The 13977-nt window shown below is 60.0% G+C and carries 9 protein-coding genes; 3 read left to right on the top strand and 6 right to left on the bottom strand.

Going from position 1 to position 13977, the window contains the following annotated elements; genetic code table 11:
• Window positions 1–65: 65 nt before the first annotated feature.
• Entirely contained in the window at window positions 66–2333 is a 2268-nt protein-coding gene (locus ABVR31_RS17830) for a zinc/cadmium/mercury/lead-transporting ATPase (protein ID WP_372773718.1), read from the top strand.
• 18 nt (window positions 2334–2351) lie between these two features.
• On the opposite strand, the gene tusA is transcribed toward ABVR31_RS17830, so the two are convergent.
• On the bottom strand, window positions 2352–2603 hold the full coding sequence (gene tusA / locus ABVR31_RS17835; RefSeq protein WP_021508017.1) for a sulfurtransferase TusA: 252 nt from the start codon (window positions 2601–2603) through the stop codon (window positions 2352–2354).
• Window positions 2604–2905: 302 nt separating this feature from the next.
• Here tusA and ABVR31_RS17840 point away from each other — a divergent pair, with 302 nt between their 5' ends.
• Window positions 2906–3571, top strand: coding sequence for a 7-cyano-7-deazaguanine/7-aminomethyl-7-deazaguanine transporter (locus ABVR31_RS17840; protein ID WP_021508018.1), 666 nt, complete (start codon window positions 2906–2908; stop codon window positions 3569–3571).
• A 115-nt stretch (window positions 3572–3686) separates the two neighbouring features.
• The gene (locus ABVR31_RS17845) at window positions 3687–4244 is read left to right on the top strand and encodes a DcrB family lipoprotein (protein ID WP_150059135.1); all 558 of its coding nucleotides are present in this window, start codon (window positions 3687–3689) and stop codon (window positions 4242–4244) included.
• An 84-nt stretch (window positions 4245–4328) separates the two neighbouring features.
• Here ABVR31_RS17845 and glgP read toward each other — a convergent pair whose 3' ends face one another.
• From glgP to glgB, 5 genes are all read right to left on the bottom strand, one after another.
• Window positions 4329–6776: a glycogen phosphorylase gene (glgP, locus tag ABVR31_RS17850; RefSeq protein WP_058769996.1), complete on the bottom strand. Its 2448-nt coding sequence runs from the start codon at window positions 6774–6776 to the stop codon at window positions 4329–4331.
• 21 nt (window positions 6777–6797) lie between these two features.
• Window positions 6798–8231, bottom strand: coding sequence for a glycogen synthase GlgA (gene glgA, locus ABVR31_RS17855; RefSeq protein ID WP_058757589.1), 1434 nt, complete (start codon window positions 8229–8231; stop codon window positions 6798–6800).
• A gap of 62 nt (window positions 8232–8293) precedes the next feature.
• On the bottom strand, window positions 8294–9586 hold the full coding sequence (gene glgC / locus ABVR31_RS17860; protein WP_058757590.1) for a glucose-1-phosphate adenylyltransferase: 1293 nt from the start codon (window positions 9584–9586) through the stop codon (window positions 8294–8296).
• A gap of 10 nt (window positions 9587–9596) precedes the next feature.
• Window positions 9597–11576: a glycogen debranching protein GlgX gene (gene glgX, locus ABVR31_RS17865; protein WP_372773721.1), complete on the bottom strand. Its 1980-nt coding sequence runs from the start codon at window positions 11574–11576 to the stop codon at window positions 9597–9599.
• On the bottom strand, window positions 11576–13762 hold the full coding sequence (gene glgB / locus ABVR31_RS17870) for a 1,4-alpha-glucan branching enzyme (RefSeq protein ID WP_058757592.1): 2187 nt from the start codon (window positions 13760–13762) through the stop codon (window positions 11576–11578). Before glgB ends, glgX begins: the two co-directional genes overlap by 1 nt.
• Window positions 13763–13977: the final 215 nt, after the last annotated feature.

Here is a 13977-nt window from a genome sequence, read left to right on the forward strand (position 1 = left end):
GAGTCCACTCCAGAGTGTAGCATGCAGACCGCGGGCATCGGCCCGCTTCTGCAACCGGAGGTCACATGCATCAACATGCCCACTCTTGCCGCTGTGGCAAATCACACCGTCAGCCAAAACCGCTATGCGCGGTACGCAGCGTTCAGCCTGCATCCCTGAAGATTTCCGCCGCGCAGCCGGTGGCCGCGTCCAGTGATTGCGGCTGCTGCACCAGCGATGACGACAGTCCCGGCGGCGGCGACGCCGACAGCGACAGGCGCGCGTCCGCGCCCTATCAGTTCCGCTGGCAGATTGCCGGCATGGACTGCCCGAGCTGCGCCCGCAAAATCGAAACCGCCGTGCAAAAGCTGCCGCAGGTCGCCAGCGCGCGGGTGATATTCGCCAGTGAAAATCTGCTGGTTGAGGCGCACAGCGATATTCGTCCGGCTATCGAACAGGCCGTTAACCACGCCGGCTTTAGCCTGAAATCCACTGAGAACCCCGCACCGGCGGCGCGCCGCTGGCGCGATAATGCCTCGCTCATACTGCTCACGCTGTTGATGATCGCCAGCTGGCTGCTGAGCCAGCTCACGCCGCTGTGGGGCGATCGCCTGTTTGTGCTTACCACGCTGGTCGGTCTTGTGCCGGTAGCCCGCAGCGCGTGGCAGGCCATACGCAGCGGCTCACCGTTCAGCATTGAAACCCTGATGACCCTCGCCGCCGCGGGCGCGCTGGTGATTGGCGCCCACGCCGAAGCTGCCATGGTGTTGCTGCTGTTTCAGCTGGGAGAACGGCTGGAAGCCTATGCCGCCGCGCGGGCGCGCCGTGGCGTCACCGCGCTGATGGCGCTGCGTCCGGACACCGCCATGCGCGTCAATGGCACACAGCGTGAGCAGGTGGCACTGGCGGCGCTGCAGCCCGGTGATGTGATTGAAGTAGCGGCAGGCGGTCGTCTGCCCGCCGATGCCGAGCTGCTGCACGCCAGCGCCAGCTTTGATGAAAGTGCGCTGACCGGCGAATCGCTACCGGTGGCCCATCAGCCGGGCGATGCCGTGATGGCAGGTGCCACCAGCGTGGATCGGCTGGTGACGCTGCGCGTGACCTCACAGCCGGGCCACAGCGCTATCGACCGCATTCTGCAGCTGATAGAAGAAGCTGAAAGTCACCGCGCGCCGGTGGAGCGTTTTATCGATCGCTTCAGCCGCCTCTACACGCCGGCCATCATGCTGCTGGCACTGCTGGTGATGGTGCTGCCGCCGCTGCTCGGATTAGGCGCCTGGCTGCCGTGGATCTACAAAGGGCTGACGCTGCTGCTGATTGGCTGTCCGTGCGCGCTGGTGATCTCCACGCCTGCCGCTATCACTTCCGGCCTGGCGGCGGCGGCTCGCCAGGGCGCGCTGATTAAAGGCGGCGCGGCGCTCGAACGCCTCAGCCGGGTGCAGGCGCTGGCGTTTGATAAAACCGGCACCCTGACCGCCGGTAAACCGCAGGTTACCGACGTGCAGCCGTTTGGCGCGGATGCACAGCAACAGCTGCTCAGCCTCGCGGCCGCTATTGAGCAGGGCTCCGGCCATCCGCTGGCGCGGGCGATAGTCGCGGAAGCGCAGCGCCAGCAGCAGGTGATTCCACCGGCGCAGCATCAGCAAACACTGGCCGGCAGCGGCATTCGCGCGCAGATCAACGGCGTGATGCACCAGCTGCTGGCACCGCGCGATGTGGCGGCGCTGAGTGACGCGCAGCAGCAGCAGATTGCGCAGCTGGAGGCACAGGGCAAAACCGTGGTGGTGCTGTTGCGCGAAGCACAGCCGCTCGGGCTGCTGGCGCTGCAGGATTTGCTGCGCGAGGAGGCGCGCAGTGCGCTGGCGGCGCTGCAGGCGCTGGGGATTCGCAGCGTGATGCTGACCGGCGATAATCCGCGCGCCGCCGCCGCGATTGCCGCCGAACTCGGCATCAGCTATCGCGCCGGTCTGTTGCCTGCGGATAAGGTAGCCGCCGTGCGTGAACTGGGCGAACAGCAGCCGCTGGCGATGGTCGGCGATGGCATCAACGATGCGCCAGCCATGAAGGCCGCGACGCTGGGGATTGCCATGGGCAGCGGCACTGATGTGGCGCTGGAAGCGGCCGATGCGGCTCTGACGCAGAATAACCTGGCGATTCTGCCGCGCACCGTGCAGCTGGCACGCCGCACGCGCGCCATTATCCGTCAGAATATTGCGCTGGCGCTGGGGCTGAAGGCGATTTTCCTCGTCACCACGCTGCTCGGCTTTACCGGCCTGTGGCTGGCGGTGCTGGCCGATTCCGGTGCCACCGCGCTGGTCACCGCCAACGCGCTGCGCCTGCTGCGTCAGCGCTGAGGCGGGCGGATGCCGCGATCAGGCATCCGCGCCTTTCTGGATCAGATACTGGTACGGCAGGCTCTCGGTCTGCTGTGCCAGCAGCTGATGCTCCATAAAGCGGCAGAAGCCGGGAATATCACGCGTGGTCGCCGGATCGTCGGCGATGATCAGCAACGTTTCGCCCGCCTGCATGGTACGCACGGTTTTGCGCACCATCATCACCGGCTCCGGGCAGCGCAGCCCAAGCGCATCAAGCGTATGGTCCGCAGCGGAAAAAGGATCGCTCATGATTCTCTGTCTTTATTCAGGGTGGGCGCTCATTCTAACGCGCTACAGCGCGCGCGCAAGGCGAGAACGATTGCGTTAAAATTAACCATTGCATTTGTTGCGCAACACGCTAAGATGCCGTCCGATTTTTTAATGTTATTGCCAATTCCTCAAAATAATTCAGGTTTTAGGAAGGCGGCAAGCCTGCTCACCCCAGGAGCTTACTGAAGTAAGTGACTGGGGTGAGCAGGCGCAGCCAACGCACATAAAACCTGAAGTATGAAGAGGATGGGTTCCCTCACCCCATTACTAAAAAGGCCTTTATGATCAACTTCTCTGCTCGTCAGCGTATGCATGCGCTATTCTGGCTGTCGCTGTTTCACCTGCTGGTGATTACCTCCAGTAACTATCTGGTGCAGCTGCCGGTCGCGATTTTCGGTTTCCACACCACCTGGGGTGCGTTTAGCTTCCCGTTTATTTTTCTCGCCACCGATCTCACCGTACGTATTTTTGGCGCACCGCTGGCACGGCGCATTATCCTTGCGGTGATGATTCCGGCGCTGTTTATCTCCTACATCGTGTCGTGCGTGTTTTATCAGGGCGCGTGGCAGGGCTGGGCCTCGCTGCAGGAGGTCAATCTGTTCGTGGCGCGTATCGCCTGCGCCAGCTTTATGGCCTATGCGCTGGGGCAGATCCTTGATGTGCACGTGTTTAACCGCCTGCGTAAACTGCCGCAGTGGTGGATTGCGCCTGCCTGTGCCATGTTCCTCGGCAATATCAGCGATACGCTGGCCTTCTTCTTTATCGCCTTTTATAAGAGTCCGGACCCGTTCATGGCCAGCCACTGGGTGGAGATCGCACTGGTGGATTACAGCTTCAAAGTGCTGATCTGCATGGTTTTCTTCCTGCCTGCTTACGGTGTTTTGCTCAATGCGGCACTTAAGCGCCTGGCGGAACGTTCGGCTCAGCGCCAGATGAATTTCGGCTAATTGAACGTAGACGAAACGCCACGGCACGCTAAGATTTCCTGACAAAGCGCTGATTGCTTTTAAGCACCGATTCCGTTTTGATAACGGCTGATGGAAACCTTACGAAGGGATAAGAATGCGTAACTTAGTGAAATATGCGGGCATCGGCCTGCTGGTGTTAGGCCTGGCGGCGTGTGATCAGAAGAAAGACGACACGGCGGCAAACAGCAACGGCACCAGCGCCAGTCAGTCAGCACAGACAGTAAACCTGATGGACGGTAAGCTGAGTTTCAGCCTGCCAGCAGGCATGTCAGATAAGAGCGGCAAGCTGGGTTCGGAATCCACCAATATGCACGTGTATGCCGATGAAACCGGCCAGCGCGCAATTATCGTGATTGCGGGCGATCCGACCAGTGAAGCACTGGATGCGCTGGCTCAGCGTCTGGAGCAGCAGCAGCGCAACCGCGATCCGCAGCTGCAGGTGGTGTCGAACAAAGCGGTGACGCTGAAAGATCAGCCGGCACAGCAGCTGGATACGGTGATTTCCGCCAATAACCAGACCTCCTGGTCCTCGGTTATTCTGGCGAAGGTGGACGGTAAACTGCTGACGCTGCAGATCACCCTGCCCGCCGACAATCAGCAGCAGGCGCAGAGCGATGCCGATGCGATTGTGAAGAGTATTACTCTGAAGTAAGTTTGCACCAACGGTAGCGGCGCGATTTATCGCGCGTTGTTAAAAACCGCGCAATAAATTGCGCCGCTACAGAATGTGCCTCGTTTACAACCTCACCGGCGAAATATGCCAGATCTCATCCGCGTACTCCTGAATGGTACGGTCGGCGGAGAAATACCCCATATTGGCGATGTTCAGCGCCGCACGCCGCTGCCACTCTTCCGGTTGGCGATAAAGCTTATCCACCTTATCCTGGGTATCCACGTAACTGCGGTAATCCGCCAGCAGCTGATAATGATCGCCAAAGTTGACCAGCGCGTCGAACAGGTTACGGTAGCGCCCCGGCTCCTGCGGGCTGAAGACGCCGCTGGCGATTTGCGTCAGCGCCTGGTGCAGTTCCGCATCCTCTTCATAGTATTTGCGCGGGTTATAGCCCTCAGTGCGCAGCTTCTCCACCTGCGGCGTGGTGTTGCCGAAGATAAAGATATTCTCTGCGCCGACGTGCTCGCGCATCTCCACGTTGGCCCCGTCCAGCGTACCGATGGTCAGCGCGCCGTTTAGCGCAAATTTCATGTTACTGGTGCCGGAGGCTTCGGTGCCGGCGGTAGAGATCTGCTCGGAGAGATCCGCCGCCGGAATGATGATCTGCGCCAGGCTGACGCCGTAGTTAGGGATAAACACCACCTTCAGCTTGTTCTTCACCTGCGGATCGTTATTGATCACGTTGGCAACATCGTTGATCAGGTGAATGATGTGCTTGGCGACGTAATAGGCCGACGCCGCTTTCCCGGCGAAGATATTGACGCGCGGCACCCACTCTGCGGTCGGATCGGCTTTGATGCGGTTGTAACGCGTGATGACGTGCAGCACGTTCAGCAGCTGACGTTTGTATTCGTGAATACGCTTGATCTGCACGTCGAACAGCGCCTGCGGATCCAGCACGATATCCATATTCTTCGCCACCCACTCCGCGAGGCGCTTCTTGTTGGCGAACTTGGCATCGGCGATCTGTTCAATAAACGCCGGATAGTCAATGTGCGGCACCAGCTCGCTCAGCTGAGCCAGATCGGTACGCCAGGTGCGGCCAATGGCGTCATCCAGCACCTCAGACAAGGCCGGGTTGGCCAGCGCCAGCCAGCGGCGCGGCGTCACGCCGTTGGTTTTATTGCAGAAGCGACCCGGGAACAGGCGGGCAAAATCGGCGAACAGCGACTGCACCATCAGATTAGAGTGCAGCTCCGACACGCCGTTGACCTTGTGGCTAACCACCACCGCCAGCCACGCCATGCGGATGCGGCGACCATCGTTTTCGTCGATGATCGAGATGCGCGCCATCAGATCCCAGTCGTCCGGATAGTAGTCCTGAATGGTCTTCAGGAAGTAGTCATTGATTTCGAAGATGATGCTGAGGTGACGCGGCAGGATCTTACCGATCATGTCCACCGGCCAGGTCTCCAGCGCTTCGCTCATCAGCGTATGGTTGGTGTACGAGAACACCTGGCAGGTGACTTCAAAGGCGTCGTCCCAGGTAAACTTGTGCTCATCAATCAGCAGACGCATCAGCTCGGGAATCGCCAGCACCGGATGGGTATCGTTGAGGTGGATGGCAATTTTGTCGGCCAGGTTGTCCCAGGTTTCATGCATCTGCCAGTGGCGATTGAGGATATCCTGCACCGTGGCGGAGACGAGAAAATACTCCTGGCGCAGACGCAGCTCGCGCCCGGAGTAGGTCGAGTCGTCGGGATAGAGCACGCGCGACACGTTCTCCGAGTGGTTTTTATCTTCCACCGCCGCGAAGTAGTCGCCCTGATTAAACTTGCCGAGGTTGATTTCGTTACTGGCCTGCGCGCCCCACAGCCGCAGCGTGTTGGTGGCATCGGTATCGAAGCCAGGGATGATCTGATCGTAGGCCATCGCCACGATCTCTTCGGTCTCAACCCAGCGCACCCGGCTGCCTTCATGTTGCAATCGCCCGCCAAAACGCACTTTGTAGCGGGTGTTAAAGCGCTGAAACTCCCACGGATTGCCGTACTCCAGCCAGTAATCCGGCGATTCACGCTGCTGGCCGTCAACGATGTTCTGTTTGAACATGCCGTAATCGTAGCGAATGCCGTAGCCGCGCCCGGGCAGGCCCAGCGTGGCCAGCGAGTCGAGGAAGCAGGCCGCCAGCCGGCCAAGACCGCCGTTGCCGAGCCCGGGGTCGTTCTCTTCTTCCATCAGCTCGCTGAGGTCGAGTCCCATCTCATCCAGCGCCTGGTTGAGGTCGTCATAGATACCCATCGCCAGCAAGGCATTGCCCAGCGTGCGCCCCATCAGAAACTCCATAGACAGGTAATAAACCTGGCGCACATCCTGCGACAGTTGCGCACGGCTGGAGCGCAGCCAGCGCTCCACCATGCGATCGCGTACCGCCAGCAGCGCGGCGTTCAGCCACTCATGCTTGTTGGCGATCGACGGATCTTTACCAATGGTAAACATCAGCTTATAGGCGATTGAGTGCTTGAGGGCGTCAACCGTCAGCGTGGGTGAGGCATAGGTGAAAGGTGCGTTCATATGCGGTATCCCAATCTCTCATTACAGCAAGCGTTGATAAAGATCGCGGTAGGCTTGTGCTGCCACCTGCCAACTAAAATCCATCCCCATCGCCTGGCGCTGAACATAACGCCAGAGTGAAGGACGGGACCATAAAACAAAAGCACGACGAATCGCGCGCAGCAGTGACCAGGCATTGCTGTCTTCGAAGCTGAAGCCGCTGGCTACGCCGTCGGCGAGGTTTTCCAGCGAGCTGTCCTGTACGGTATCCGCCAGTCCACCGGTGCGCCTGACCAGCGGCAGCGTGCCATATTTCAGGCCGTACAACTGCGTCAGACCGCACGGTTCGAAACGGCTGGGCACCATAATGACGTCCGCGCCACCGACAATGCGGTGCGAGAACGCTTCGTGATAACCAATTTGCACGCCGACGCTGCCCGGATGCTCAGCGGCTGCGGCGAGGAAGCCCTGCTGCAGTTCCGCATCGCCCTGACCCAGCAGCACCAGTTGCCCGCCCTGCGCCAGCAGTCCCGGCAGCGCTTCCAGCACCAGATCCAGCCCTTTCTGTTTGGTTAAACGGCTGATAACGCAGAACACCGGCACTTTGTCATCAACCTTCAGCCCCATGGCAATCTGCAGCTGACGTTTATTCTCCGCTTTGCTCTCCAGCGTGTCGCGGTCGTAGCGGGCGGTCAGCAACAGGTCATGTGCCGGATCCCAGATGCCGGGATCGACGCCGTTGAGAATCCCGCTCAGCCGTCCTTCGCGCAGCCGCTGCTCCAGCAGCGCTTCCATGCCGTAGCCGAACTCCGGCCGGGTGATCTCCAGCGCATAGGTCGGGCTGACCGCAGTTATGTGATCGGCATAAAACAGGCCGGCCTTTAGGTAAGAAATCTGGCCGTAGAATTCCAGCCCGTGCATTTCAAAATAGGCGCGCGGGATCTGGATTTCGTCCAGATGCCGCGCGGAAAACAGCCCCTGATACGCCAGGTTATGCACGGTAAACACCGTTTTCGCCGGACGTCCGCGTGCGGCGATATAGGCCGGTGCCAGACCGGCGTGCCAGTCGTGCGCGTGCACGATGTCCGGCTGCCAGTAAGTATCCAGCCCGCTGGCCAGCTCGGCCGCCATCCAGCCGAGCAGCGCAAAGCGCAGGTAGTTATCGACATAGGCAAACTGCGACGTATCGTGGTACGGGCTGCCGGGACGATCGTACAGTCCCGGCGCATCAATCAAATATATCCCCACGCCGTTGAAGGGCCCAAACAGCAAGCGGACCGGCCCGGCAAAGGTTTGCAGCTCCGCCACCACTTCGGTATCAGGAATCCCTTTACGCAGATCCGGAAACGCCGGAATCAGCACCCGCGTGTCCATACCTTCGGCAATTTGTGCCTGAGGCAATGCGCCGACGACATCAGCCAGTCCGCCGGTTTTTAGCAGCGGGAAAAGCTCTGAACAGACATGTAAAACCTGCATCCTGAACCCCTATTGTGTTATCGCCCGCGTTCCACGCGGCAATGTTCTTTGCCTTTCGTCACTTACTGACCCGCAGCGGCCAATTTGGCCAGCATGGCGCGCGTCACCAGTACGATGCCCTCTTCTGAACGGTAAAAACGGCGACTATCCTCATCCGGATTTTCGCCAATCACCATGCCTTCCGGAATGACGCAGGCACGGTCTATGACGCAGCGACGCAAACGGCACGATCGCCCGATAACCACATCGGGCAGCAGCACCGCCGAATCAATATTGCAAAACGAGTTAACGCGCACGCGCGGGAACAGCACCGAATTCACCACCACCGAGCCGGAGATAATGCAGCCGCCGGAGACCAGCGAGTTCATGGTCATGCCGTGACTGCCGGATCGATCCTGGACAAATTTGGCCGGCGGCAGCGGTTCCATGTGAGTACGAATCGGCCATTCGTGGTCATACATATCGAGTTCGGGCGTCACCGAGGCCAGATCGAGGTTGGCGCGCCAGTAAGCTTCCAGCGTACCGACGTCGCGCCAGTAAGGTTCCGCGTTTTCGTCGTTCTGTACGCACGACAGCGTGAAGGAGTGCGCGTAGGCTTCGCCGCTGGCGACGATCTTCGGCAGCAGATCTTTACCGAAATCGTGGCTCGAGTCGGCGATCTGCAAATCCTCCTCCAGCAGTTCATAGAGGTAATCGGCGTTGAACACGTAGATGCCCATGCTGGCCAGCGCTTTGCTGTCGTCGCCCGGCATGGACGGCGGCTGCGCCGGTTTCTCAACGAAATCGATTACATTGTTGTCCGCATCGACTGCCATCACGCCAAACGCGGTGGCCTCATGCAGCGGTACGGGCAGACAGGCGATGGTGCACTTAGCGCCACGATCGGCGTGGTCGAGCAGCATGCGCGAGTAATCCATTTTGTAGATGTGATCCCCGGCGAGAATCACGATGTACTGCGCGTTATAGCGGCGAATGATGTCGAGATTCTGCGTGACCGCATCGGCGGTACCGCGATACCAGTGTTCGGTCGAGGCGCGCTGCTGCGCCGGCAGCAGATCGACAAACTCATTCATCTCTTCGTTGAACAATGACCAGCCGCGCTGAATGTGCTGCGTCAGCGTATGTGACTGATATTGGGTGATGACGCCGATGCGCCGAATCCCGGAGTTGATACAGTTGGAGAGCGCAAAGTCGATGATGCGGAACTTGCCGCCGAAGTGCACGGCAGGCTTGGCGCGTTTGGCGGTAAGATCTTTCAGGCGCGTACCGCGCCCGCCAGCAAGGATCAGGGCAACCGTCTGTGTAGGGAGCTGGCGCGCCAGCATCAGGGGGTCGTTTCTATCTAATTTCACCATGTCTGACTCCTTATGATTGCTTTAGGAACACACACACGCCGTGTGCGGGCCCGTGCCAGACAGTTGTCAGGATGGGGTTATCTTCCCCGGCGAAAGGAGGAATGGCTCGCCATTCTCCGTCTGGTAAGGCAAGGTCACTCACCGAATCCGTGGCGTTTATCGTTAGTAACCAGCGGCCGGAGAGCAGGATCTGCAGTCTGTGCATCCCCTGTTCCCACTCATCCCTTTCCAGTGGTTTGCCGCTGGCATTCAACCACTGCACGTTGCCATCGCCCTCCTGCCACCAGCTGTCCTGCGTCAGCGCGGGAATATGCTGACGCAGCCGGATTAACGCGGCAGTGAAGTCGACCAGTCCAAAATCATCCTGTTGCCAGTTCAGCCAGGTGAGTGGGTTATCCTGACAGTACGCATTATTGTTGCCGTGCTGACTGTGACCGCGTTCGTCACCGGCCAGCAGCATCGGCGTGCCCTGCGCCAGCAGCAGCGTGGTCAGCAATGCGTGCACGCTGCGCCGCCGCCGCTCGACCACATCGAAGTTGCCCTGCAGCCCTTCAAAACCATGGTTATGGCTGAAATTACTGCTGCTGCCGTCGCGATTATCTTCGCCGTTGGCCTGATTATGCTTCTGGTTATAACTCACCACGTCACGCAGCGTGAAGCCGTCGTGCGCGGTGATCAAATTAATGCTGGCGTGCGGCAGACGCGCCGCGCGCTGAAATACATCGCTGGAGCCGGCAAAGCGGCGGGCAAAATCACCATTACTCAACTCACCGTGCAGCCAGTAGCGGCGCGCCGTATCGCGAAAGTGGTCGTTCCATTCGGCGAAGCCCGGCGGAAAGTTGCCCACCTGATAGCCGCCGGGGCCGATATCCCAGGGTTCAGCGATCAGTTTCACCTGCGACAGCACCGGGCAGGCCTGCATGGCCACAAATAGCGGCGCATCCTGGCGATAATCCGGCGTGCGCCCGAGCACGCTGGCCAGATCGAAACGAAAGCCGTCAACGTGGCAGGTTTGCACCCAGTAACGCAGCGCGCCCAGCGCCCAGTCAAGCACCTGCGGATCGCTGAGGTTCAGCGTATTACCGCAGCCGGTCCAGTTGTGATATTCACCGTTATCGCCCAGCCAGTAATAGCTGGCGTTGTCGACGCCGCGCAGCGACAGTGTCGGGCCAATCTCTTCCAGCTCGGCGCTGTGGTTGAACACCACGTCCAGAATCACTTCAATGCCCGCCGCGTGCAGCGCTTTTACCGCCTGCTGAAACTCCTGCAGCGGCGTCTGGCCCGCTTCACCCGCCGTGTAATGCGGATGCAGCGCCCACAGCGCAAACGGGTTGTAGCCCCAGTAGTTGCTCAGGCCGAGCCGTTGCAGGCGCGGCTCGCTGGCAAATGCGGCTATCGGCAGCAGCTCCAGCGCGGTGATACCCAGCCGGCGCAGATAGCTCACCATAGCAGGATGCCCCAGCGCCGCATATGTCCCGCGTAGCCTTTCCGGAATTTCCGGATGCTGCTGCGTCAGGCCGCGAACGTGCGCCTCGTAAATCACCGTCTTGCCCCACGGCGTGCGCGGCGCACAATCGTCCTGCCAGTCAAAATCGTCGGCGATCACCAGAGATTTGGGCGCAACGCCAGCGCTGTCGGCATCATCCTGCTGCCACTCTCCACCCAGCAGGCGCGCGTCGTCTGGCACCGCGCCGCATACCGCTTTGGCACAGGGATCGACCAGCAGTTTGGCCGGATTGAAACGATGACCGCGCTCTGGCTGCCACGGCCCATGCACGCGGTAGCCATAGCGCTGGCCCGGCTTTAGCGCTGGAACATAGCCATGCCAGATGTCACCGCTGCGCGCCGGCAGAGGAAAACGCTGCTCACTCCCCTGTTCATCAAACAGGCACAGCTCCACCCGCTCCGCGTGGCGCGAGAACAGCGTAAAGTTGACGCCGCGCCCGTCATAATGGGCACCCGGCGGTACCGGCTGGCCCGGCTGGAGCATCAATCGCCCTCCCGCACCAGCCACAGCGTGGCGAGCGGCGGCAGCGTCAGGCTTAGCGACTGCGCGCGCCCGTGGCTGGCGATGTCATCGGTATGGACGATACCGTGATTACGCAGATCGCTGCCGTGATAATCATGCTGATCGGTGTTCAGCACTTCGCGCCAGCCGCCACGCTGATTCACGCCGAAGCGATAGTTGTGGCGCGGCACCGGCGTGAAGTTACTGGCGACAATCAGTTCATTGCCCTCGCGGTCGCGGCGCACAAACACAAAGACCGAGTTTTCGTGATCGTCGACCACCAGCCACTCGAAGCCGCTGGCATCGAAATCGAGCTGATAGAGCGGCGAAAAGTGGCGATAGCTGTGGTTCAGGTCACGTACCAGACGCTGCACGCCGTGGTGCCAGTTATCCAGCCCCTCCAGCAGATGCCAGTCGAGGCTGGTATCATGGTTCCACTCGCGTCCCTGAGCGAATTCATTGCCCATGAACTGCAGTTTTTTGCCGGGAAAGCCCCACATCCAGCCGTAATAGGCGCGCAGGTTGGCAAACTTCTGCCAGGTATCACCCGGCATGCGGTCGAGGATCGACTTTTTGCCGTGTACCACTTCGTCGTGCGACAGCGGCAGCACGAAGTTTTCCGTGTAGTTGTACAGCATGCCGAAGGTCATCAGCTGATGATGGTAGCGGCGATGCACCGGATCGAGCTTCATGTAGTCGAGGGTGTCGTGCATCCAGCCGAGGTTCCATTTGAACCAGAAGCCCAGGCCGCCATCTTCGGATGGCCGCGTCACGCCGGGATAATCGGTAGACTCTTCCGCCACGCTGATGCTGCCGGGTGCGGCGCGGCCCAGCGTGCGGTTGGTGTGGCGCAGGAAGGCGATGGCTTCGAGGTTTTCACGGCCGCCAAACTGGTTAGGTACCCACTCACCCTCTTTGCGGCTGTAGTCGCGATAGATCATTGACGCCACCGCATCGACGCGCAGGCCATCAATGCCGAAGCGCTCCATCCAGTACAGCGCATTGCCGGAGAGATAGTTGCTGACTTCGCGCCGGCCAAAGTTGTAGATCAGCGTATTCCAGTCCTGATGGTAGCCTTCGCGCGGATCGCTGTGCTCGTACAGCTCGGTACCGTCGAATTTGGCGAGGCCAAAATCGTCACTGGGGAAGTGGCCCGGCACCCAGTCGAGCAGCACGTTGAGGCCCGCTTCGTGCGCGGCGGCGATGAAATGCCGAAACTCATCGCGCGTGCCGAAGCGGCGCGTAGGCGCGTACATGCCGAGTGGCTGATAGCCCCAGCTGCCGTCGAACGGATGCTCGTTGATCGGTAACAGTTCGATATGGGTAAACCCCATCTCTTTGACATAGGGCACCAGCTGTTCGGCCAGCTCTTTGTAACTCAGCCAGAAATTGTTGTCGGTGTGGCGACGCCACGAACCGAGATGCACCTCGTAAATGGAGATCGGCTGGTCAAAGCCGTTGGCGATTTTGCGCTGTGGCTGCATCTCCAGCTTCGGCGGCAGGCCGCAGATCATCGAGGCGGTCTGCGGGCGCATTTGCGCCTCGAAGGCGAACGGATCGGCTTTGATGCGCATCTGACCGTGCGCATCAATGATCTCGAATTTGTACAGCTGGCCGTTAACCGCGCCGGGGACAAACAGCTCCCAGATGCCGAGCTCGCGGCGGAAACGCATCGGATGGCGGCGGCCATCCCAAAAGTTAAACTCGCCTACCACCGAAACGCGCTGCGCGTTCGGGGCCCAGACGGCGAAGCGCGTGCCGGCGACGCCATCAATGGTGGTACCGTGCGCGCCGAGCGTTTCATACGGTCGCAGGTGCGTGCCTTCGGCCAGCAGCCAGGCATCCATCTCCGCCAGCAGCGGGCCAAAGCGGTAGGCATCGTCGATCAGGTTTTGCTGGCCGTGCCAGTTGACTGCCAGCTGGTAGCGAAACAGGTTTTTACGGCGCGGGATCACGCCGCTGAAGAAGCCGCGCGAATCAAGACATTTAAGCTGGGCGCATTTGCGGCCGGTGTTGGTTTCAATCACCCAGACTTCGGATGCATCCGGTAACAGCGCACGCACTTCGAGACCTTGTGTGGTCTGGTGCATCCCCAGTACTGAGAAGGGGTCGGCATAATTCCCGGCGAAAAGGGCATTGATCGCATGGCGATCGGGAAGCTCTGACATGACTTTCTTCCTATGATTTTTTGCGCAGGCGACCGGAGAGACAGGATTGTCGCTATAGGTGCGCTGCTTTTCATGAGCCATACATACAGCAGCAAGGAAGGACACCCTCCGTGGGAAAGATCCTGGCCGTGTACAACAACTATTCCATTCGCAAAGTAAAAACAGTTAACAACCGGCACATCACTGTTAAATCATAGCTTGGGGTTGGCAGAAGC

It is taken from the genome of Pantoea sp. WEP (assembly GCF_041678305.1).
Classification (GTDB): Bacteria; Pseudomonadota; Gammaproteobacteria; order Enterobacterales; family Enterobacteriaceae; genus Pantoea; species Pantoea dispersa.

Bases quoted from the DNA above. Each gene is read 5' to 3' on its own strand.
- ABVR31_RS17830 (WP_372773718.1), top strand. From the start codon at position 66: ATGCATCAACATGCCCACTCTTGCCGCTGTGGCAAATCACACCGTCAG.
- tusA (WP_021508017.1), bottom strand. From the start codon at position 2,603: ATGAGCGATCCTTTTTCCGCTGCGGACCATACGCTTGATGCGCTTGGG.
- ABVR31_RS17840 (WP_021508018.1), top strand. From the start codon at position 2,906: ATGATCAACTTCTCTGCTCGTCAGCGTATGCATGCGCTATTCTGGCTG.
- ABVR31_RS17845 (WP_150059135.1), top strand. From the start codon at position 3,687: ATGCGTAACTTAGTGAAATATGCGGGCATCGGCCTGCTGGTGTTAGGC.
- glgP (WP_058769996.1), bottom strand. From the start codon at position 6,776: ATGAACGCACCTTTCACCTATGCCTCACCCACGCTGACGGTTGACGCC.
- glgA (WP_058757589.1), bottom strand. From the start codon at position 8,231: ATGCAGGTTTTACATGTCTGTTCAGAGCTTTTCCCGCTGCTAAAAACC.
- glgC (WP_058757590.1), bottom strand. From the start codon at position 9,586: ATGGTGAAATTAGATAGAAACGACCCCCTGATGCTGGCGCGCCAGCTC.
- glgX (WP_372773721.1), bottom strand. From the start codon at position 11,576: ATGCTCCAGCCGGGCCAGCCGGTACCGCCGGGTGCCCATTATGACGGG.
- glgB (WP_058757592.1), bottom strand. From the start codon at position 13,762: ATGTCAGAGCTTCCCGATCGCCATGCGATCAATGCCCTTTTCGCCGGG.